A 21,038-nucleotide genomic window follows, 5' to 3' on the forward strand; every position below is an offset into this window, starting at 1 on the left:
TCAGTCGATCTCGGCCAGCGTCGCCTGCTCACCGTCGGTCAACGGCAAGGACAGGGCCATTTCGGAGTATTCCCAGATCACCAGTTTGAGGCTGGACGGCCACTGCGCCCGCTGCGGCAGCGCCGCCAGCAAGGCGCCGGAGAACTGGCCGCCATCCAGGCTCTGGTTCCACACTTCGCGCCCCAGCGCGTTGCCGAGGCGTTCGGCGAACAGGCTGCGGCGGCCGTTGGAACTGCCCAGCAGCAGCACCTCCACCGGCGGGGTGTCATCGAGCAGCCCACCGCTGCGCAGCGGTTCGATCACCTGCACCGGCTCGCGGTCCAGCGCCGGCCGCCAGCGTGGCGGCGCGTGCTCCAGCCCGGCCAGCACGATCAGATCACCCATGCGCGGTTCGGCCGGCCCGGGCGCGCCGACCTCGAAGGCCTGCCCTCCCTTGCCGCCGAGCAGCGGCAGCGCGGACGTTGCGACGGCATCGGCGGCCCGCTGCGCACCGATCCGGTTCATGTGCACGTCGGTACGGAAGAACACCGGTTCCGATGCGCCCTGCAGCACCGGCAGCAGGTTGGTGGACGGCACCCCGGCGGCGGCGAGCGCCTGCTGCCATTGATCAAACCGCGCGCGCATCGGCGCGGAATGACGCAGACCGCAGGTGTGGGACGCCTCGATCCGCGATTTGTCCGGCACCACCACCACCAGCAGCTGCACGCCCTGGGCCTTGAGCTGCTGTGACCAGTGCTGCATCAGGCGCGTGCGCTGGGCGAAGACGGCGTCGCCGGTACCGGCCGGCGGGCGCAGCCCATCGCGGTAGAACAGCCAGTCCGGGCAGCCCATCGCCACCTGCGGACCGGTGTCGCCCAGGAAGCGGTAGCGCACGGCGGCGCTGACCAGATCGGCCTGCGCCTGCACCGGCAGCTTGAGCGCTTCGTTGATCGCGCGGCCGGCTTCGCCATCGGCCCAGCGTGCAGGCGCCAGCGAGGCGGCAGGCAGTCTGGCGTGGGCCAGCATCCAGGCGCCGGAGGCCAGGCCGAACACGAGCAGCACGATCACCACCACGGCGGTGGCGATGTGCGCACGGGCCGGTGCGGCCGGTGGCAGGGGCGCGGGTGCGCCGGGGCGGGCACTCATCGGGTTACTGTCCCAGGGCCTTGTGCAGGCGCGCCTGCCACTGTTGCGGGGTCATGATCGAGGCGTTGTCCCACTGGCCGCGCGCGTCCGGGCCCTGCACGTAGGAGGGCTCGAACATCTGCCATACCAGCACCTGCGGCTTGTGCTGCTGGAACTCGGGCGATTCCAGGTACTCCAGCAGCATCACCCAGTGACCCACGTTGCCGGGCTTCCAGTTCACCGAGACCGGTCGATCCAGCACATTGGACAGCTTCTGCGGGAAACCGAAATACGGCTGCACCATGCTGTGGCCGGTCACGTGCACGGGCGCGGGCGCATCATCCAGCAGCGACTGCTGGTCGGACTGGCGACGCACGGTGAAGGTGTCGCGGCCAATGGCCTTGCGCTGCGCGTCGGTGAGGAACAGCTCGGCCAGATCGCCGAAGCGGCGCTCCTTGATCTCGCTGCCCAGCGCCATGCCGGTGCCGGCCTCGCCGGCCAGCGTGGGCACCTGCTGGCGCACCTGGGCAGCCACGGCCACGGCCACCGCATCGGCGGCCGCCTGGGTCCAGTGCTGATCGCTGCGGTAGAACACGTCCTGCCCGCCCTGCCTGGTCTGGCGCAGCACCTGCAGCGCATCCACCGCCGGCACGCCCGCCTTCTCCAGGCCGTCGTGCACCAGCGCATAGCGCCCGCGCACCGCATCGCCGAGCCGTTTGCCCTCAGGCAGCTTGTCCTCGTAGAACAGCGCCTTGTCCGGCAGCACCAGCACTTCCAGTTTGACGCCCGCGGCGTCCAGCGCGCGCTTTGCATCGGCGATCAATGCGGTGTTGCGCGCGATGGCGGGCGCATCCACATCGGTCAGGCTGCCCCAGGCGGGGAACAACCAGCCGTCCTTGCCGATCAGCACGATCGAGGAATCCTGGTTGGCCGCGGCGGGGGCCGGCGCTGCGGCCGGCGCCTGGCCGAATGCCGGCGCCGCTGCCAGCAACGTGGCGCACAGGGCGGCCGGCAGCAGCAGCGCCGAACGGCGCGGCTGCATGGGGCGATGGGGTCGGGTCATCGTGGATTCCTTTTCGATGGTCAGTAGTAGAGCGTGGCGGTGGCGAACAGGCCCTTGGCCCGCTGGGTATCGCCGCCGCCGATGGCAAAGCGGTACTGCACGCCGAGGTCGAGGTAGGAGCGCGCCGCGTTGTAATGGTCTTCGCGGAACCAGTAGCGCACGCCCACGCCCGGCCCGGCACCCAGCGACCAGCTGCTGGCGGTGTCGGACAGATCGAAGGACTGCGCGCCGATCAACGGATAGGCGATGCCGCGCACCTTGGAGCGCTGGTCGATCCAGTCCGCACCGACCACCAGATAGGGATTGATCACCCAGCGCGTCTGGTCGGCGCCGAAACGGTAGCTGCGCCCGGCACGCAGTTCGGCCGCACCGAACCACTGCTGCCGGCGCAGGCGGCCGTCGGAGTCGGTCAGGCGCGCCATCGTGTCACCGTTCATGTCGATGCGGTCGATGGTGAAATGCGCACGGTTGTCGTCCCAGCTGAAGCCGGCCTGGGCATAGCCGCTGATGGTCCACCACTGGTTGACGTCGGTGCGCACGCCGGTGCCGTTGTAGAAGCCGTAGGTCAGGTAGGACATCCAGCCGCCGGCGTTGTCCCTGAGCCGGTAGCGCGCGGCGGTGGTCATCTGCAGCGGCTGGCTGGATTCCAGCTGGAGGCGGCACTGGATCGCCGCCGAATCCGGATAGACGCCGCCGTTGCGGGTGGCCGTGCCGATGAACTGGCGGCGCTCGATGCCGGCGCTCAGGCCGGTCTGGCCGAAGGCATAGCGCACGCCGAACGAGGCGATGGTGGACGGCCAACCGGCGATGGAGCGCGACCGGCTGAGGCGTTCGGCGCGGACGCGGGCGTCTTCGGTCGCCACGCCCGTGCAGGGGTCCACGGCCAGGATCGACTCGTACGTCCCGCCTTCGTCGTACAGCGTGTTGGCGATGCGTGCATACGCCTCCAGCGTCCCGTGGCGGTTGTTGAACGCCGGTGGACGCCAGAACGCTTCCAGCGTGCCGAACACCGAATCGCCGGGCGTGCTGATGGCCGCGCCGCCCAGATTGGTGGCCGCCTGGCGTGCGCCGCGGTAGCCGGCCGAGGCGGTGATGCCCCATTCGCGCGAGAGGTTGGCGATCGAGCTGCGGGTGTTGTAGCGCTGGCTTTTGTCCAGCTTCAACGTCCCCGCATCCGCGCTGTCGATGGCCCCGCGCAGCAGGCTCACGGCCTGGCGGTTGTCGCCGCTGGCGGCACTGGCATAGGCCTGATCCAGCACCACGGTCGGCGGTGCCTTGCCGGTGGCCTGGGCAGCGCGGAAATCGGCCAGCGCCTGTTCGGGCTGGCCGACGCGCTGGTTGAGGTAGCCGCGCTGCATCAGCAGGCCGGCATCGGCGGGCTTGGCCGCCAACGCCGTATCCAGCCGCTCGCGGGCCTGGGCCGCCTGTGCGCGATCGCCGGCCGACAGGGTGGTGGTCAGCAGCGACTGCAGCGTCAGGTTCTGCGGATCCTCCTCCACGGCGCGCTGCGCCTGGCGGATCGCTTCCTGGTAATCCTGCCGGCCGAACGCCGCATAGGCGCGCTGCGCGGGGCCGCCTTCGCCCTGCAGGTCTGCCGGCATCAGTTCGCACTGCGTGCCATAGGGCGTGTCGCGGCACTGCTGGAACGGTGCGGGGTAATCGGCCAGCGTGAGTTCCTGGCCGCTTCTGGCATGGCGCACTGCCTTGGCACGCTGCGCCACGGCCGCCTCCACCACCTGGCGCGCATCGGCATCCAGGTCGGCGTACGTGTCCTGCTGCAGCGGCTGCAGCAACGCGGCCGCGCGCGTGCGGTCGCCGGCCGCGATGGCGGCATCGGTGGCCAGCAGCCGCACATTGCGCCGCTGCTGGTCGTCCAGCCAGTCCTGCTTCAACGCCGCATCGAAGTCGGCATTGGCCGCATCGGTCTTGCCCTGGCGCTGGCGCAGGTACGCGCGCATGACCAGTGCCACGGTGTCTTCGCTGTCGTTCTCCAGCGCCTGGTCGGCGGTGCGCTCGGCCGCAGGCAGCTGCTCGTCGAGCAGCTGCGCGCTCATCAACAGCAGCCGGTGCGAGGCCACGTCCGGCGCACGTTCGACGGCCTCCCGCGCATAACCGGTGGCCGCGTTGAAATCCTGCGCGATCAGCGCCTGGTAGCCCTCCTGCGCCGGCTTGACCGCGCGCTGGCGTCCCAGCGCGACACGCTTGGCCTGCAGGTCGCCGACATTGGGCGCGCCGAGCTGGATGGCCGTCGCCGCCGCCGCATCGGCCTCTTCCAGCTGCTGCTGCGCTTCCAACGATGCCACCCACAAGGTGGCCCAGGCGCCCTGCTGCGGCTGCTGGCGGAAGGCCTGTTCGGCCTTGCTGGCCGCTTCGGCCATGCGGTCGTTGTTGTAGGCCTCGTAGGCCTGGGTGGCCAGCGCGAAGGCGCGCTGGTAGGCCTGCTCGGCCGCGCTGGGTCGTGCGGCCGCAGACGGACGTGCGCCGGCAGCTGCGGTACTGCGCGCCGGTGCCGCCGCGGCCAGACCGGGCAGCGCCGGGTCGCGCAGGCCATCGGCGATGGCCCGCTGGGCCAGGCTGCGCGCCTCGTCATAGCGGCCGAGCTTCTGTGCGGCATAGATCTGCAGCAGGCGCAGGCGGGCCACGTCGGGGCGCAGGCGTGCCGCCTCGGTGGCCGTCCGGTAGGCCTGCTGGTAATCACCGCGCTCATAGGCGCCAAACGCCTGCTCGGCAATGCGGTAGGCGTTGCCGGACAGCGGCAGTGGTTCCTGCGCCTGTGCGCTGGCGCAGCCCAGCCCCAGCAGGCTCAGCGCGATCATGCTGGAAAGCAGTGTGGTTCTCATGCCTTCAGCTCTCCGCTGGCACTGTACTGGGGAAGGCCCGAGCGGCGGTGCTGCTCGCGCACGGCGGTGGCGATGGCCGCTTCGGTGGCCACGCCATGTTTGACCAGATAGTCGCCGATGCGTCCGTCGCGCTGCGGCTTGTACTCGTCCAGCACGCGCTCGAACTGGTCGCGCGGGATCAGGCGCATTTCCACCAGCAGGTCGCCAAGCAGCGGCACGGCATCGATGCGGTAGGTCTCACCGCTGATCAGGCGCAGACCGGCGTTGATCTCGCTTTCGCGGGCGATCGACTGCACCACCGTGGTGGCCGGCAGGCCCTTCAGCAGCTGCGCCTGTTCGGCCTCGGACAGCGGGTTGGCCACCGCCACCGACAGTTCGTCGGGCGTGTCCGAGGGCAACGGCAGCAGGCGCCACTGCACGCAGGCATCCACCGGCAGCGGGAACTGGCCGGCCTGCAGGTAGGCCACGTCGATCGCCGCACGCGGCAGGTCGCCCTGGAAGGCGATCGCCTCGGCCAGCGTTTCATCGTCCAGCCACCCCTGCGAGACCAGGATGCGGCCGAGCGGTTGCTGGCGCCCGCCTTCCTGCTGCTGCAGCGCTTCTTCCAGGCGTTCCGGCTCGACCGCCTGCCAGGTGGTGAGCAGTTCGCCGAGGCGCTTGCGCGTCTGCACCAGCTGCGAGGCGCTGGGGAAATCGTGCATGGTCTTGTCCCACACCATGCGCTTGCCGAACAGCAGGTACAGCAGGAACATGCGCCACGCACGGGCGGTGGCCATGAAGTTGATCATGTTGCCGACCACCATGCGCGGGATCGACATCAGCGCATGTTCCCAGCCATACAGCTTGTTGACGAAATAGAAGCGCTGCACCACCCGCGTGCCCAGTGCCGCAGTGGTCAGCAGCGCCACGTTCATCTGCCAGGTGCCGGCCTGGAAAATGGTGGGGAACTGGGTGTTCCACAGGCCACTGACCTTGAGCACCCAGAACAGCAGGAGCTGCAGGAAAATCACGTAGGCGATGATGCTGACGAAGGACGTGACGATGCCTTTGCGGTCGCGCGCGAGCAGGTACTTGGTCGCCAGCGAACCGCGCCAGCCCAGCGTTTCCCAGCTCTGCAGGCCGATGCCCAGCACCCAGCGCGCCTTCTGCCGGTAGGAGGCGCGGAAGTTGTCGGGGAAGTATTCACGCACGCACAGCGCCATGCCCTGGGTACGCTCGCGCACCGGGCCCCAGCCGAACCACGACGGCCGGCGCACGCGGAACTGCACCGGGAAGCGCGCGAAGATGGAATGCATGCCCATCGCCGCCAGCCGTGCGCCGACGTCGTAGTCTTCGGTCAGGCTGTCGGTGTTGAACGGCTGGTTGTTGGTGGCCTCGCTCAGCGCCAGCAGTGCCTTGCGCGAAAAACACGTGCCCACGCCGGCCGACGGCACCATGCCGGAGACGCTCTCGCGCACCACCAGGTCCTTGGCGTGCCATTCGGCGAACTCGTCCATGTACACGCCGGCAATCAGCTCGTACCACTCGCGGTCCAGCGAGGTCACCGGCAACTGGATCATGTCCTTGCGCGGCAGCAGGTAGTTGAAGAAGCGCAGCTCCATCGGGTGCAGCACGTCTTCGCTGTCATGCAGGACCACCCCGGCGAACTCGATGCCGTGGCGTTTTTCGTAGTCGAAGATCGACAGGATCAGCCAGTTCAGGCAGTCGGCCTTGCTGGTCGGACCCGGATGCGGCACTTCGACGCGACGCAGCCGCTTGTAGCGGCGGCGCATGCGTTCCACTTCGGCGATGGTCTCGGCGTCGTTGGGATAGGTGCCCACGAACACGACGTACTCGCGGTAGTCGAGCACGTCGATCATGTTCTCGACCATCTGCGCGATCACGTCGTACTCGGCCCAGGCCGGCACCATGATCGCCAGCGGCTGCTCCGGCCGCTGCAGCAGGTCCTGCTGGGTCAGCGGCCGGTACTCGCGGCGCTTCTTTACGGTCAGGGTGCGCCAAGTTTCGCGCACCCAGTACCAGACATCGATGAACAGGTCGTCCAGGCTGGAAATCAGGATCAACACGGCCACCGCCGCCGCGACTGTTTCCAGTCCGGCGTAGTAGTTGGCCAGGTAGATATCCCAGTGCAGGCCGTCCACGGGGAATCAGTGACCGGTCGAGGCGGACTTGCGGCGACGACGGACCTGCGCAACGCGCGCGGCCAGCAGCATGAACACCACCACGCCCACCAGCACCAGCAGCCACACCATGTGCTGCTTCCAGACCGGTTCGGGATTGCCCTGCTTGGCGACGTTGGCGCCGGTCGGGTCCTGGCCATCGAAGTCCTGGACCACGCCGCGCCCATCAAGCAGCGCGATGTTGCCGCGGATCAGCCGGAACGGCTCGCCGATCTGCGGCGCATGCGCGCCCAGCTCCCGATAGATCACCCCGGTCTTGTCACCGCTGCCGACCACTTCCACCAGTGCCGACTGGTCCAGCCCGGCCACATCCAGCAGCACCTGCTTGCCGGTACCGGCGATCACCAGGTGGCCGTTGCGTACCGCGCCGCTGGACGCCACGTCCTGCGGGGCCAGCGCGAAGCTGAGGTAGGCACCGGCCGGGGCGATCGCCGCCTTGGCGTCGCTGACCTTGAGCACCGCCTGGGTGGGCGAGGCGCCGGCGGCGCTGGCGATGTGGATCACCTTGGCCAGCGAGGACGGCGCGTCCTGCAGCCAGGTGGCCGGCACGAACACATCGTGCTTGCCGGCGAGCTGCGCGGCGGCGCCGACGAAGTCGGGCGCCATGCTGCGGTCGGCCAGGCGCAGGTGGCTGCTCGGCAGCACCGATACCGGATAGCCGGTGGCCGGGTCATGGCAGTACGGCCGCGCGGGCTGGCGCAGGAAGCTGATCTTGACCTGGTTGCGTGCGGCCAGCGCGTAGCTGGGCACCGCGGCCACCAGACGCTGCGGCTTGCCATCGTTGGCCAGCACCTTGGCGCCGAGCAGGTAGTCGTTGAAGAAGATGGACGCCACCGCGCCCTGCCCCGCCGGGTTCGGCGCGGCAGACACGTCGAGCACCACTTCGCTGGGCAGACGGCCTTCGCTGGACAGTGCGCCCAGATCGAACGTGGCGATGCGGTCGCCGCGCGTGACGATGTCCTGGGTACCGGCCATCGCACCGAGGCGGCTGAGCAGCACCACGTCCTTGTCGGCCTGCGGCAGCAGCGCCTGCTCGACCTGCAGCGAACGGCCCAGTGCATAGGCGCGCCACTGTTCGGTCAGCAGGCCGGCCACCTTGGCGCCGGCGCCTACCGCGACCAGCAGGGTCGGACGCCCGCCGACCATCGCCACCTGCACCGACGCGGTCCCCGGGGCGGTTTCCAGGCCGGCCATGTCGGCGCGGCGCCACTGCGTGAATGCCGCAGCGGCGTCGGGCGAAGCGGCGGCGACCTCGGTCGCCAGTGCATCCAACGCGGCACGCACGGCGGCACGCAGCGGATCGCTGGTCACCGCCACGTCCGGCGCGAGCGGGCCATCGGCCAGCGACAGCAGCGCGCCGACTTCGGCCAGGCTGCCGATACGGTGGGTGGCGCTGCCATCGGACAGTGCGGCATAGGCGGGAATGCCGGCCAGGCTGGCCGGGATCACCAGCCCGCGCAGGTCCACCGTGCCGCCCACGGCCGGCAGGCCGACCACGTCCACGCGCTTGCCGCCATTTTCCAGTGCGGTGCCCACGCGCCAGGCCGCGTCGTAGCTGTCCACGCCGAGCGCGCGGCCGTCGACCAGCAGGCGGACCCGGGCCGGCAAGGCGCCCCATGCCTTGGCCACGGTGTCGATCTGGCGGCCATCGAAGCGATAGCTGAAGCGCGTGTCCGGCGACAGCCGCAACACGTTGGCCGGCGCGCTCTGGTCGGCGCACTGGTAGTCGGATACCACCGACCACCAGCCCACGCCGAAGCGCACGAAGCCGCTGGGACGGGCGAAGCCGTCGATGCCGATCACCTGGCTGGCATCGCCCTGCGCATCGGTGATCGAGCGCGCCGAGACCGGGTCGCCATCGATCGACACCAGGCTGGAGGTGCGCCCGGTGTGGCCGCGCACGTAACGGGCGTCGAGCTGCAGCTGCGCCTCACGAGTTTCCACCCCGGCAGGCACCGGCAGATAGATCTCGCGCTGGCTCTCCTGCCCGCTCAGCACTACCGGCTGGGTGAAGCCCAGGTCGCGCAGGGTCATGCTGCGGCTGACGGTGCTGTCGCCGGCCCATTCGGTGAACTGACCGGCCACGCTGTCGGCGGCCAACGCCGTCGGCAGCGGGGAGATCAGGACCAGGGCCAGCGGCAATACCTTGGAGAAGCGTGCGGTACTACGGGTGGTCTTGGTCATGAGGTCGCTTCGGTCAGAGAGGGAGTGGACAGGGCGTCGGCGGCAAGGCCGGGCACGAACTCGTCGAACGGCACACCGCGCAACGCGGCAACGATGCGTGCGGAGGCACGGCCATCGCCGTAGGGACTGGCATCGGGGCGGAACCGTGCGGGGGTCGGCGCGGCATCGCAGGCGGCACCCACCTCGGCAACGATGCGCGCCGCGTCGGTGCCGACCAGCTTGACCACCCCGGCCTGCACGGCTTCGGGGCGCTCGGTGACATCGCGCATCACCAGCACCGGGCGGCCGAGCGCCGGCGCTTCTTCCTGCACACCGCCGGAGTCGGTGAGCACCACGTGCGCGCGCTGCATCAGGCGCACGAAGTGCAGGTAATCCTGCGGCTCGATCAGGTGCACGTTGTCCAGGCCGCCAAGGTGCTGGTGCACCGGGCCCTGCACGTTCGGATTGAGGTGCACCGGATAGACGATCTCCAGGTCCGGGCGACGGGCCAGCTCGGCCAGCGCGCGGCAGATGTTGGCAAAACCGTCGCCGAAGCTCTCGCGGCGATGCCCGGTGACCAGGAGCAGTTTGCGACCCGGGGTGAGGAACGGGAACGCGGCATCCAGCCCGGCGCGCAGCGGCGCGTCACGGTCGATGCGATCCACGGTCTGTTCCAGCGCATCGATCACGGTGTTGCCGGTGATGGTGATGCGGCCACCGAGGTTTTCCTGCTCCAGGTTGTAGCGGGAGCTGGCGGTCGGCGCGAACAGGTGGTCGGCGACCACGTCGATGACGCGGCGGTTCATTTCTTCCGGCCAGGGCTGGTCGAGGTTGCCGGTGCGCAGCCCGGCTTCGACATGCCCGACCGGGATGCGCCGATGGAAGGCGGCCAACGCGGCGGTCATCGCGGTGCTGGTATCGCCGTGCACCAGCACGCGGTCCGGCTGCACCTGCTCGTAGAGTGCATCGAGCTTGGCGAACAACCGCCCGCACAACCCGTTGAGGGTCTGGTTGGCAACCATGACGTCGAGGTCGTGATCGGGCTGGATGCCGAACAACGACATCACCTGATCGAGCATCGCCCGGTGTTGTCCGGTGATGCAGACCACGGAGTGGATTCCCGGCGCTGCTTCCAGCGCGCGGACCAGGGGCCCCATCTTGATGGCTTCAGGGCGAGTACCAAAGACAGAGAGAACCTTCACCTGACCGCTCCATGTGCTGACTAACGATGTGTGACGTCCATCACGCAAATCGTAGGCCAAGTGGGGCTTCCTAGCCAGTTCAACGTGATACGCATCACATTTCAACGGCCAATGTGACGCTGTGCGTCACTTTATGCCGTCACCCGAGTACCAGTGTCTCTTTGTGGGCGCGTTACTCAGGTGAAAGTTCGAACACCTGGCGCAGATAGGCGAGGTAGCCGGGGTCGTCACACATGCTCTTGCCCGGCGAATCGCTGAGCTTGGCCACCGGCTGGCCGTTGCAGCGGACCATCTTGATGACGATGTTGAGCGGCGTCGGGCCGAGATCGTTGGTGAGGTGCGTGCCCACGCCGAACGCCACCTGGCAGCGCCCGCGGAAATAGTCGAACAGCTGCATCACCTTTTCGATGTTGAGCCCATCGCTGAACACCAGCACCTTGCTGCGCGGATCGACACGGCGCGCGTTGAAGTGCGCGAGCATGCGGTCGCCCCAGGCGAACGGATCGCCCGAATCGTGGCGCACGCCATCGAAGAGCTTGCAGAAATACATGTCGAAATCGCGCAGGAACGCGTCCAGGCCGACCACGTCGGACAAGGCGATGCCGAGGTCGCCGCGGTACTCGCGCGCCCACGATTCCAGCGCGGCCACCTGCGAATCGCGCAGACGCGGCCCCAATGCCTGGAACGCCTGAAGGTACTCGTGCGCCATCGTGCCGTGCGGCGTCATGCCGTACAGGCGGGCGAAATGCACATTGCTGGTGCCCACGAACTGCGCGCCCAGCGCATCGCGCATCATCGGCAGCATGCGCGCATGCCAGTCACGCGAGTAGCGGCGGCGGCTGCCGTAGTCGGCAATGCGGCACAGCTCGAAGCCCGGGGTATCGCGCAGCAGTGCGGTCTTGGCCTGCAGGCGTCGCTCGCCTTCGGCGAAGTCGGGCGTGCTGGTATTGCGGAACCAGACCTCGTTGATGATCGCCAGCAGCGGCACTTCGAACAGGATCGTGTGCAGCCACGGGCCGGTGATGTCCAGCTCGATCTCGCCGGGCACCGTTTCCGAGGCGCGCAGGCCGATGTACTTGCGGTCGAGGTGGAACAGCCCGAGGAAGTCGGCGAAGTCCGGTTTGACGAAGCGCAGGCCGCGTACGTAGTCCAGTTCCTCGGCGGTGAAGCGCAGGCGGCACAGATGGTCGATCTCGTCGTTGATCTGATCGATGTACTGCGCCAGGTCGATGCCTGGCGTGCGGCATTTGAACCGGTACTGCACCTGGGCGCCGGGATGCTGGTGCAACACCGCCTGCATCATGGTGAATTTGTACAGGTCGGTGTCGAGCAGGGACTGGATGATCATGCGGAATCCACGCGCGTTCGGAAGGTGCGCCGGTAAATTATGCGCCGGGCGTGGCGGTCACCGGCACCTGCGCGCGGCCGCGTTTGGCCACGCGTTCATCTCGGCGCGGCCTCAGGCCGGGCGCCGTGTGCGCAGCAGGCGCGGCACCTGCGCCGCGGCGTGGGCCCAGATCGCCGTCCATACCGCGCCCTGCACCAGCAGGTTGCGGCGCGGTGCCTCGAACTTGCGGAAGTAACGCCACAGCCCGCGGTGCTTGTGCCATTCGACGAAGAACGGCCGCGAGCGGCTGGACACGCCACGGACGTGGGTGACCTGCAGGTCGTTGGCGATCGCCACCACCGCGCCGGCATCGCGGGCGCGACGGCACAGGTCCAGGTCTTCGGCATGCAGGCGGTAACCGGCATCCCACCCGCCCAGGCGGTCGAACAGGCTCCGCGGCATCAGCAGCAGTGCACCGGACAGTGCCGGCACCACCTGCAGGGTCTGGGTCGGATCGGCCGGAATCGCCAGGCGCGCGCCACGGCCGGGATGGCGCAGCATGGCCGCAAAATCCGGATCGCGGCGGCGCACCGCGTCGTCGCGACGACCGTCCTCATCCACCTGTTCCACCCCGAGCAGACAGTCGCCCAGTCCTGCAGCGCGGGCGCACAGCAGCGACAGCGTGTCCGGCGCGACCAGCAGGTCGGGGTTGATGAACGCCAGCCACGGCGCCTGGCAGTCGGCCACGCCCTGGTTGTTGGCGGCAGCGAATCCGGGGTTGTCGGGGTTGGCGATGAAGCGCACCCGCGCATCGGCCGTGGCATGGCGCTGGACGATGTCCAGGGTTGCGTCGGTCGAGCCGTTGTCGACCACGCGGATCTCGGCGACATCGTGGGCGGCGCGCAGCCGGGTCAGGCAGGCATCGAGGGTGCTGCCGCTCTGGTAGCTGACGATGATGGCGGCGATGGCGTGGCTCAAGCGGGGAACTCCGGTGCGGCGGGCGGCGCGAACAGGTCGCCCTGTGCGCGCGGCATTATCGCCTGCTGGTACCCCTGCTGCAGCGCCTGGCGCGCCTGGTGCAGCGGGTCGCCCATCAGGAACGCGGCCAGGCGCGGGCGCCAGCCGGGCCAGCGCGTGCCCAGCGCATCCATGTCACCGTCGTGCGCGCGGCCCTCGTCGGCCCGCGCGACGAACGCGGTTTCGCACAGCGCATTGCGCCAGCCCAGCCCGGCCATGCGCAGGCTCAGGTCGATCAGCGCGGCATTCCAGGAGCCGTAGCTGTGCGCGTCCAGGCCCCCTGCCTTGCGCCGCGCATTGCCACGCAGCAACACCGCGTGGGTCACCGCCGAGGGCAGCTCCGGGTGCAACGGCGGCAGCGCCGCGCAGGCCTGGGCCAGGGCGTCGAGCGCCTCCGGGACCGGATTGATTTCGCCCAGCCGTGGCCAGGCAGCGGTTTCGCCGGCATTGCACCACGGCGTGGCCGAGCCGATCGACGGGTCGTGCGCGAAACAGGCTTCCAGCTGCTGCAGCCAGCCCGGTGCGGGGATCGCATCGGGCGCCAGCACCACCACGTCGGCGCCGGCGCAGGCCTGCAGCATCTCATCCAGGTGCGCCACCTCGCCGATGCTGCGCGCCCGCCGGGTGTACTCGGCGCGCAGCGGCGTATGCGCCAGCCAGTGCTCGATCACCGCCTGGGCCCGCGGCCCGGCCTGCCCGTCGTCGGCCAGCCACACCGCCGTACCGGCCGCCGTACCGGTGTCCAGGGCGCCGAGGCACTGGTCCAAGGCGGTGTCGTCGACGCCGATCGGCAGCAACACGATCGTCCCCATCGCTTCCCCTGTCTGTGGTGGCTGCCGGATGCGCGCAGCGTAACAGGCGGCGCGGGGAGTGCGCGTCAGTTCTTCTTCGGATGGTTCGGGAACGGCTCCATCGCGCGGAAGCGGCTGCTGTACTCGTCGGTCAGGTTGCGCGACTCCTGCGCGTTGCGCACGATCGTCGGGGTGAGCAGGACGATCACTTCCGAGCGCCCGCTGTTCTGGGTCTTCCTGCCGAACAGCGCACCCAGCACCGGGATCTTGCTCAGCCCCGGCACGCCGTTGCTGCCATCCTCGTCGGAATTGGTGATCAGGCCCGCCAGCATGATGGTATCGCCGCTCTGCACGGCCGCTTCGGTGGAGATCTTGCGGGTGTTGATCGGCGGGTTGCAGGTGGTCTTGGTCGGATCGCAGCCGGCGGGAATGGCGCCGGCCGAACTGACTTCCTGCACGATGTCCAGGAACACCACGCCATCGCGGGTGATGCGCGGACGCACCTTGAGGATCACGCCGGTGTCCAGATATTGCACCTGGCTGTAGGTGTTGTCACCGCCCACGCCGGTGTTGACCGAGACCGAGTTGATCGGGATCTGGGTGCCGACGTTGAGCGTGGCCTCGGCGTTGTTGCGCACGAAGATGGAGGGAGTCTGCAGCAGGCGCAGGTTGCTGACCTTGTCCAGCGCGGACACCACGGCGGCCGCGTTCTTGCCGAGGAAGGTCCAGCCCACGCCACCGTCGCCGACCACACCGGAAATGCTGCCCCAGATCGAGCGGCCGAGGGCGCTGGGCAGGTCGACGCCGCTCTCGGTCTTGCCGGTGGCCACGGCCTGCTCGAAGAACCAGTTGACGCCATAGCTGAGGTCGCCGGTGAGCGACACTTCAGCCACCTGCGCCTCGATGTGCACCTGCATCGGCATCACGTCGAGCTTTTCGATCACCTCGCGGATGGAGCGCCAGGCCTGCGGCGTGGACCGCACCAGCAGGGTGTTGGTTTCCTCCACCGCCGACACGCCGACGCTGTCGCCCTGCACCTCCAGGTTGAAGCTGGCGTTGCCGGCCTGCCGCTGCGGCAGGTTCATGCTGCCCTCGCCCAGGCCGCCGCGGCTGTTGCCGTTGCCGCTGCCGCTGGTGCTGATGTTGTTGGTGTTGCCCCCCAGGTCGCGGCTGCCCACGTCCATCTGCGAGCCCCCCGGCGCCAGCGAGGCGCTGCTGCTGCCACGGCCGCGGCCGTTCTCGCTGGCAAACGCCTCGGCCAGGCGCTCGGCCAGGTCCTTGGCTTTGACGTAGCGCAGCTCGTAGGAGAACAGGCGGGCGCTGCCGCCGGCGGTGTCGATGCGGTCCAGCCACTGCTGGATCTGGTCCAGGTAGCGTGCCTGCGGGGTGATCACCAGCACGGCGTTGGCGTTTTCCAGCGGCAGGAAGCGGAACATGCCCGCGCTGGGCGTTTTGCTCTCCTCGCCGAACACCTTCTCCAGATCCGCGGCGACCTGCTCGGCCTTGCCCGACTGGATCGGGAACACGCCCACCGACATGCCCGACAGCCAGTCGACGTCGAAGATCTCCACCGTGCGCAGGTAGTTTTCCAGTTCGTTGCGGGTACCGCCGAGGGTGATCACGTTGCGGCCACTGTCGACGTTGACGATCGCGTTGGGCCGCGCATACGGCTCCAGTACCTTCTTCATCTCCGTGGCGGAAATGAACTGCAGCGGCACCACGCGCACCTCGAAGCCACGCGCGCTGGCGGCCGGGGCGGTGCTCGGCGCGACCGTGCCGGCCAGCGCCTGGTCGGCGGGCACGATGTTGTACCGGCCGCCGCTGTAGACCATGCGCGCGTTGTTCCAGCCCAGCACCATCTCCAGCAGGTTCAGTGCCTGCGCGGACGACACCGGCTTGGGCGTGGCCAGCGTCACGGTGCCCTGCACGCCCGGCGCGATCACGTAGTTCTGCCCGAGCATGTCGCCGAGGATCGCCTTGACCACGGCATGCACCGACTCGCCTTCGAAGTTGAAGGTGGCCTGCCCGCTGCCGGCCTGCGAGAGCGCCGGCTGCGGCGCCGCGGCGGCGCTGCGGTTGATCATGGTGCCGGTGCCGCGGCGGATCACCGCCTGCGGTGCGCCGGCCTCCAGGCCTTCGGTGGCCACGCCTTCGCGCGAGCCGTCGCCGGCCACCACCTGGTGCGGCCCGTCCAGCACGGCGTCGCGACGCACCTCGGGAGCAGGCACGGTGGCACAGCCCACCAGCAGGGCCACGGCAAAGGAAATCGGGAAAAGACGCAGTGTCATGCTTTCACTCTAAGGGTTTTGGCCGGAGCCGCCCGCGGGCGGTCGCTGCGACGACTGTTGTTGTTGCTGCTGTTGCTGCAGCTGCTGGCGGCGCGCCTGGATGCGCTCGCGGATCGCACTCATCTGTTCTTCGCTGGGGCCTTCGTTCTGCGCCGGTGCCGGCGCGGGTGCCGGCGCGACCGGACGCACCACCGGTGCGGGCGACGGGCCATTGGTCGGCCGCGCCTGGGCGGCCGCCGATGCCGGTGGTGGAAGCGCGGGCATCGGCTGACCGGCCGGCGGCACGCCACCACCTGGCGTCGGGTTGCCGAGCACGGTGGGCGGCTCGCCGCCCTGCCCGTTGAACACCGGCAGCTCCAGCACCTGGGTACCGCCCGGGCCGGCGACGGTGGCGCGGCGCGGCTCCAGCGCCAGCAGCTGCCAGCCGTTGACGGCATCGCCGTTGAGACGCAGGCGCAGCGACTGGTGCTGGTCGGTGGTGAGGATGGCCATCGCGAAACTGTCGGTGAGCAGCACGCCGGTCAGGCTGACCGTGCTGGTCGCACCCGGTTCGCTGCCGCCCAGCAGATAGGGCCGGGGGGTGCGGTCTTCGGCAAACAACGGGCGCGTGCCGATGTCGGCGTAGCTCGCGGCCGTGGCCATGCGCTCGGGAGCCGCAGGCGGCAGGACCGGCAAGGCAGCGGCGCCACGTTCGGCCGGCGGCGCCGGGCCCAGGCGACCGCCCAGCCCGAACAGGGTTGCCAGCCAGATCGCGGCGGCCCAGGCCAGTACCGCGCCGAGCCACCACGTGCGCAGGGGGGCGACGTCAATTTTCATGCGCGCCCTCCTCATCCGGCACCGCTTCGCCACCGTCCGTGCCCATCGGCGCGGCCGGCGCGGCCATCGCATCGCCCATCGACGGCGCGGCAAGCGCCGCTGCGGATGCCGCGGCACCGGCGGCATCGGCCGCGACAGGCGCCTGCGCGAGGCCATCGGTGGCGGCGTCGCTCAGATACCCCACCAGCTCGAACGACACGTCCAGCCCGGTACCGGTTTCGCTGGGCGACTGCTGGAAGCGCTGTGCGAGCAGGTTGAGATTGTCGATGAACAGACGCGGCGTGCCGGTTTCCAGGGTGTGCAGCACCGCGGCCATTTCCGGTATGCCGCAGCGCAGCCGCACCTGCAGCGCCACGCGGGCGAAGCGCGCATCCGGCGTGGTATCGGGCAGCGGCGAGCGGTTGCTGATCGTGCAGCTGCGGTTGCCCGGGCTGGCCGATGCAACCGCATCCTGCAGGCGGGTGGAGAGCGCGGCGGCCGCCGATTCGGCGGTGGCTTCACGCAGGAAACCGGGGCGGCCCTGCAGCGCCGTGCGCGTCCGGGCCAGGCCTTGGGCCACCTGCGTACGCTGCTGCAGCTGGGCCTGCACACGTTGCTGGCGCTCCTGCAGCCCGGCAATGTCGGCGTCGATGGCGCGCAGCGGCTGGGTGAACCACGGGTGCACCAGCAGCAGGTAGGCCACGCCGATCACCGCGATCAGCAGCGCCAGCGCCAGCCAGCGGTCACGGCGTGTCGTTGGTTGCGCCATCGGCACCCTCCGACGGTGACGGGGTGGGGGCGGCGCCCTGGCCGGGCAGCGGCTGCAGTTCGGCGGTCAGGGTGAAGCGGTCGCGGCCGGCAGCGCCACCGTCGGCCTGCAGCACGCCGGTCAGGTTGACCTTGCGCCACAACGGTGACACCTGCAGCAGCGGCACCAGCTGCGAGGCTTCGCGGCTGAGCCCGATCAACTGCAGCGTGTTGCCTTCGATGGACAGCTTCTCCAGGTAGGTGCCGTCGGGCAGCAGCCGGGTCAGCTCGTTCCAGATTTCCACGCTGCTGGCATGGCGCCCGCGCTGTTGTTCCAGGAACGCCGCGCCGTCCACCAGCGACTGCAGCTGCTGGCGTTCGGCCGCCACCTGGCGGGCATCGCGCGCGGCCGCATCAACCTGTGCGCGCAGGGTGTCGGCGGCGGCCTGGCGGTTGTCCAGCAGCTGCAGGCCGGCGAGCACCAGCACCACCACGCTGGCCGCGCCCAGCAGCAGGTTCCAGCGCCGCATCGGATCGCGCGTGGCCTGGCGCTGCGCGGGCGGCAGCAGGTTCACGCCGAGCGGCACGCCGGCTGCATCGAGCGCATCCAGCCCGGCCAGGCCCTGCGACCACGCGCCGGACTGCTGCGACCACTGCGCCAGCGCCTGCAGCGGCACCACCACCAGTTCAACCTGGAGCTGCCCGTCGTCGAGCACGCCGAGCTCGCGTACGTCGAAGGCGACCTGGCTCGCATCGAACGGCGTCTGCCGGTCGATCTCGAAACGCACCACGTCGTGCAGCCGCTCGGCCGCCGCCGCCGGCAGCCGCAGCGGCCGCCGCAGGACCGCCGATGCGGGCAGCAGCCCATGCCGCGGCAGGGTGCGCAGGCGTGCGTCGAGGAGACTGTCCAGCGCGTCCGGCGAGGTCGAGAGCGGCACCTCGACAACCGGGCCGATCACCGCGCCGGTTTCCTGCATCAGGCGCACCTGTCCCGCCTGCGCGGACAGCAGCAGGCGCGAGCGCGACCAGCCCAGTGCCCACTGCCAGCGCGCCGGCAACCACGCCAGCAGCGAACGCCGCCACCAGCGCAGGCCACGGCCCACACCCGGCGCCATCTGCCCCTGCGCCCGCACCAGACTGTCACGCCATGCCGTCATCGTGCTGCCATTCCCTGTTCCCAGCGAAACACTGTGTAGACCCTTCCCGGCGTACCCGCCGACCCCATCCGCACAACGGCGTGCAACACCGACACACGGCCCCGCGCGTCCGTGGCGCGGCTCTCGATACTATAGGTGCCGCCGCCGGTGGCAAGCGGCGCGGTGGGCACACCGGCCTCCACAGCTGCCTGCGCACGCTCGCGTTCGGCCAGCAGGCGCTCGGCATCCAGCCCCAGCGCGCTCAATACCGGGCCAGCGGCGAAGCGCGGGTCCGGCCGCGACTGGCGGCTGTACAGCGTCAGCATCGGCTCCATGCGCGCATAAAGCGCCGCATCCATGCCGAGTACACGCTGCAGTTCGCCGAGGCTGTCGAAGCGCGCATTGCGCGCGCCATACGGCAGCCCGGCGGCCCGGTAATCCGCGGTTTCGGCCCCGCCACCGGGTTGTTTGAGGTTGTCGGCATCGCGCCAGTCCAGAATCGCCCCGGCCAGCTGCTGGGCACGTGGCGGCGGTTCGCCCAGCGCGCGCAGGAAGCCGGACAGCAACGCCGCATCGGCGAGGTTGAGATTGATCTTGCCGTTTTCATCGACGATACGCAGGTCGATGCGGCGTTCGTCGAACTGCCACCGGTAACGGCGGCCATCGGGCACCCACGCCGGCTGCGTGGCCGTGGACTGCAGGCGATGCAGCGCGTATTCCAGGCCCGCCCGCGCATGCTCCTGGCCGATTGCGTCATCGCCGACCACGCGCTGCTGCATGTGCTCCACCCGGGCGGTGAGCGCGTACGCGCCGACCACGGCGGTCAGCAGGGCAATCAGCCACAGCACCAGTACCAGCGCGGCACCCCGCATGCGCCGCGTCATGGGCGCGCGGCCTGCTGCTGCGACAGCGCCACCACCAGCGTGGGCCAGGCCAGGCCCTGTACGGGCTGCACATCGATGGAGACCAGCAGTGGCAGCCGCCGGGTATCGTCCCAGCGGTCCTGCCAGGCGCCGAGTTCGCCAGTGCGCGGGTCGATGCCGCGATAGCGGAAGCGCACGCTGCGCAACGCATCGGCGAGCAGCTCCGGTGCGCGCGGCGGCGTTTCCTCGATGCGCTCGCCGTTCTGCACCAGGGTGAGCGTCAGATCCAGGCGTTGGCTGCGGCCATCGGGGCGCAGCGCCAGCTCGTGCACATACGGCCCGCCCCGGCCGAGATACCCCGGCAATTCGGACACGAACAGCATGCGCTGCGCTTCACCGGCGAAGTAGACGGGCTCGCGGGTCGGGTCCGGCGGCGTGGTGGCGGTGCGCGTGGCCATCGCCAGGCGGCGGCGCAGGAAGCCTTCGACCGCACGCATGCGCTCGTTGTGCGCAGCCATCGCTTCGCCACGCTGGCTGATCGCCATCGCCGAGCGGACCGTAGCGAACGCCAGGGCCAGCCCGCCCACCAGCAGCGCGGTGGCCAGCAGGACTTCGATCAGGGTGAAGCCGGCGCGGCTGCGCGCCGCCAGCGGCGTCATCGGGGGGCTCCCGGCGTGGTCGATGGCGGCAACAGACGCAGGCTGCGCCACTGCAGTGTCTCGCCGGCGGCGTCGCCCCAGCGCACCTGCAGGGTGATCTGGGCCAGGCCCGGCGCGGCGGGGTCGGTGAGCGCCGGCGCGGTATCGCCGCGCGCGTCCACGAACGGCTCCACCTGCAGCTGCCAGCGGTAGCGGCCGTCCTCCCATTCGCCGCGGGTCTGCCCCGTTTCCAGCGGCGCCTCGATGCCGGTGGCCTCCAGCAGTGACTGTGCGTGCAGTACCGCACGGGTCCGCAGGTCGGCCTGGCCGACCTGCCGCGACGCGCCGGACAGGCTGCCCAGCAGCAGCGTCAGCGCCAGTGCCAGCAGCGCGAACGCGACGATCACTTCCAGCAGCGAATAGCCGCGCTGCCGCTTCATGGGTTGTCCCGCCGCATGCCCGAGCGCACTTCGCCGGTGATCCAGCCCACGTGGATCTCCCACACGGCATCGCGCGCGCTCAAGGCGATCCGCCCGCCGCTGGCGCCGCCATCGGGATAGAACGCGATGGCAGCCTCCTGCGGACCGGGCGCGACTTCCCGCGCCGCACTGACCTGGACCTCCAGCGCTGCGGGCAAGGTGCCGTGGCGGCCATTGGCGGCGGTCCAGGTGCGCGCCTTCGGGTCCACCACGAAGCGCTGCTGCTCACCCGTGGCGATGGCCTGGGTGCGGGTGTAGCGCAACTGGTTGGCCATTTCCTTGCCGGCATTGCGCAGCCGCATGCCGTCGATCCCCCCGCGCATGCCACTGGCGGTGATCAGCCCGACCACCGCGATCAGGGCCACCACCAGCAGCATTTCCAGCAGCGACAGGCCACGCGCGCCC

At 69.9% G+C, this 21,038-nt stretch carries 17 protein-coding genes; all 17 read right to left on the reverse strand.

What is annotated here, in order from left to right:
• A complete protein-coding gene (locus ACO6VK_RS01980; protein ID WP_422505207.1) occupies positions 1-1,125 on the reverse strand; it encodes an alginate O-acetyltransferase AlgX-related protein in 1,125 nt (374 codons plus the stop codon).
• Between the two features lie 4 nt (positions 1,126-1,129).
• A complete protein-coding gene (locus ACO6VK_RS01985) occupies positions 1,130-2,167 on the reverse strand; it encodes an alginate O-acetyltransferase AlgX-related protein (RefSeq protein WP_422505208.1) in 1,038 nt (345 codons plus the stop codon).
• Between the two features lie 20 nt (positions 2,168-2,187).
• A complete protein-coding gene (locus ACO6VK_RS01990) occupies positions 2,188-5,007 on the reverse strand; it encodes an NfrA family protein (protein ID WP_422505209.1) in 2,820 nt (939 codons plus the stop codon).
• Entirely contained in the window at positions 5,004-7,148 is a 2,145-nt protein-coding gene (locus ACO6VK_RS01995) for a glycosyl transferase family protein (RefSeq protein ID WP_422505210.1), read from the reverse strand. Before ACO6VK_RS01995 ends, ACO6VK_RS01990 begins: the two co-directional genes overlap by 4 nt.
• 6 nt (positions 7,149-7,154) lie before the next feature.
• A complete protein-coding gene (locus ACO6VK_RS02000; protein ID WP_422505211.1) occupies positions 7,155-9,371 on the reverse strand; it encodes a hypothetical protein in 2,217 nt (738 codons plus the stop codon).
• Entirely contained in the window at positions 9,368-10,552 is a 1,185-nt protein-coding gene (gene wecB, locus ACO6VK_RS02005) for a non-hydrolyzing UDP-N-acetylglucosamine 2-epimerase (protein WP_422505212.1), read from the reverse strand. The genes ACO6VK_RS02000 and wecB overlap by 4 nt, the downstream gene beginning before the upstream one ends.
• A 172-nt stretch (positions 10,553-10,724) precedes the next feature.
• Entirely contained in the window at positions 10,725-11,900 is a 1,176-nt protein-coding gene (pncB, locus tag ACO6VK_RS02010) for a nicotinate phosphoribosyltransferase (protein ID WP_422505213.1), read from the reverse strand.
• Between the two features lie 111 nt (positions 11,901-12,011).
• Entirely contained in the window at positions 12,012-12,857 is an 846-nt protein-coding gene (locus ACO6VK_RS02015; RefSeq protein WP_422505214.1) for a glycosyltransferase family 2 protein, read from the reverse strand.
• Positions 12,854-13,708 (reverse strand): glycosyltransferase family 2 protein, encoded by an 855-nt coding sequence (locus ACO6VK_RS02020; protein ID WP_422505215.1) that lies wholly within the window; start codon positions 13,706-13,708, stop codon positions 12,854-12,856. Before ACO6VK_RS02020 ends, ACO6VK_RS02015 begins: the two co-directional genes overlap by 4 nt.
• A gap of 65 nt (positions 13,709-13,773) precedes the next feature.
• On the reverse strand, positions 13,774-15,975 hold the full coding sequence (gene gspD, locus ACO6VK_RS02025; protein ID WP_422505216.1) for a type II secretion system secretin GspD: 2,202 nt from the start codon (positions 15,973-15,975) through the stop codon (positions 13,774-13,776).
• Positions 15,976-15,984: 9 nt separating this feature from the next.
• Positions 15,985-16,791 (reverse strand): hypothetical protein, encoded by an 807-nt coding sequence (locus tag ACO6VK_RS02030; protein ID WP_422505217.1) that lies wholly within the window; start codon positions 16,789-16,791, stop codon positions 15,985-15,987.
• The gene (gene gspM / locus ACO6VK_RS02035) at positions 16,781-17,539 is read right to left on the reverse strand and encodes a type II secretion system protein GspM (RefSeq protein WP_422505218.1); all 759 of its coding nucleotides are present in this window, start codon (positions 17,537-17,539) and stop codon (positions 16,781-16,783) included. Before gspM ends, ACO6VK_RS02030 begins: the two co-directional genes overlap by 11 nt.
• On the reverse strand, positions 17,514-18,674 hold the full coding sequence (locus ACO6VK_RS02040) for a PilN domain-containing protein (protein ID WP_422505219.1): 1,161 nt from the start codon (positions 18,672-18,674) through the stop codon (positions 17,514-17,516). The genes gspM and ACO6VK_RS02040 overlap by 26 nt, the downstream gene beginning before the upstream one ends.
• Positions 18,671-19,537, reverse strand: a complete 867-nt coding sequence (locus ACO6VK_RS02045; protein ID WP_422505220.1) for a general secretion pathway protein GspK — start codon at positions 19,535-19,537, stop codon at positions 18,671-18,673. Before ACO6VK_RS02045 ends, ACO6VK_RS02040 begins: the two co-directional genes overlap by 4 nt.
• Positions 19,534-20,175 carry a prepilin-type N-terminal cleavage/methylation domain-containing protein gene (locus ACO6VK_RS02050; RefSeq protein ID WP_422505221.1) on the reverse strand — a complete coding sequence of 214 codons (642 nt, stop codon included), beginning with the start codon at positions 20,173-20,175 and terminating at the stop codon, positions 19,534-19,536. Before ACO6VK_RS02050 ends, ACO6VK_RS02045 begins: the two co-directional genes overlap by 4 nt.
• A complete protein-coding gene (xpsI, locus tag ACO6VK_RS02055) occupies positions 20,172-20,594 on the reverse strand; it encodes a type II secretion system protein XpsI (protein ID WP_422505222.1) in 423 nt (140 codons plus the stop codon). Before xpsI ends, ACO6VK_RS02050 begins: the two co-directional genes overlap by 4 nt.
• Positions 20,591-21,010, reverse strand: coding sequence for a type II secretion system protein XpsH (gene xpsH, locus ACO6VK_RS02060; protein WP_422505310.1), 420 nt, complete (start codon positions 21,008-21,010; stop codon positions 20,591-20,593). Before xpsH ends, xpsI begins: the two co-directional genes overlap by 4 nt.
• Positions 21,011-21,038: the final 28 nt, after the last annotated feature.

The organism is Stenotrophomonas sp. GZD-301 (genome assembly GCF_049310345.1).
In the GTDB taxonomy this organism is placed as follows: Bacteria; Pseudomonadota; Gammaproteobacteria; order Xanthomonadales; family Xanthomonadaceae; genus Stenotrophomonas.

What these genes read in the sequence shown, in the direction of transcription:
- ACO6VK_RS02030 (WP_422505217.1), bottom strand. Translation starts at nt 16,791, where the DNA reads ATGAAAATTGACGTCGCCCCCCTGCGCACGTGGTGGCTCGGCGCGGTA.
- gspM (WP_422505218.1), bottom strand. Translation starts at nt 17,539, where the DNA reads ATGGCGCAACCAACGACACGCCGTGACCGCTGGCTGGCGCTGGCGCTG.
- ACO6VK_RS01985 (WP_422505208.1), bottom strand. Translation starts at nt 2,167, where the DNA reads ATGACCCGACCCCATCGCCCCATGCAGCCGCGCCGTTCGGCGCTGCTG.
- ACO6VK_RS01980 (WP_422505207.1), bottom strand. Translation starts at nt 1,125, where the DNA reads ATGAGTGCCCGCCCCGGCGCACCCGCGCCCCTGCCACCGGCCGCACCG.
- xpsH (WP_422505310.1), bottom strand. Translation starts at nt 21,010, where the DNA reads ATGCTGCTGGTGGTGGCCCTGATCGCGGTGGTCGGGCTGATCACCGCC.
- ACO6VK_RS02020 (WP_422505215.1), bottom strand. Translation starts at nt 13,708, where the DNA reads ATGGGGACGATCGTGTTGCTGCCGATCGGCGTCGACGACACCGCCTTG.
- ACO6VK_RS02045 (WP_422505220.1), bottom strand. Translation starts at nt 19,537, where the DNA reads ATGACGCGGCGCATGCGGGGTGCCGCGCTGGTACTGGTGCTGTGGCTG.
- ACO6VK_RS02040 (WP_422505219.1), bottom strand. Translation starts at nt 18,674, where the DNA reads ATGACGGCATGGCGTGACAGTCTGGTGCGGGCGCAGGGGCAGATGGCG.
- xpsI (WP_422505222.1), bottom strand. Translation starts at nt 20,594, where the DNA reads ATGAAGCGGCAGCGCGGCTATTCGCTGCTGGAAGTGATCGTCGCGTTC.
- ACO6VK_RS01990 (WP_422505209.1), bottom strand. Translation starts at nt 5,007, where the DNA reads ATGAGAACCACACTGCTTTCCAGCATGATCGCGCTGAGCCTGCTGGGG.
- ACO6VK_RS02050 (WP_422505221.1), bottom strand. Translation starts at nt 20,175, where the DNA reads ATGACGCCGCTGGCGGCGCGCAGCCGCGCCGGCTTCACCCTGATCGAA.
- ACO6VK_RS02000 (WP_422505211.1), bottom strand. Translation starts at nt 9,371, where the DNA reads ATGACCAAGACCACCCGTAGTACCGCACGCTTCTCCAAGGTATTGCCG.
- gspD (WP_422505216.1), bottom strand. Translation starts at nt 15,975, where the DNA reads ATGACACTGCGTCTTTTCCCGATTTCCTTTGCCGTGGCCCTGCTGGTG.
- pncB (WP_422505213.1), bottom strand. Translation starts at nt 11,900, where the DNA reads ATGATCATCCAGTCCCTGCTCGACACCGACCTGTACAAATTCACCATG.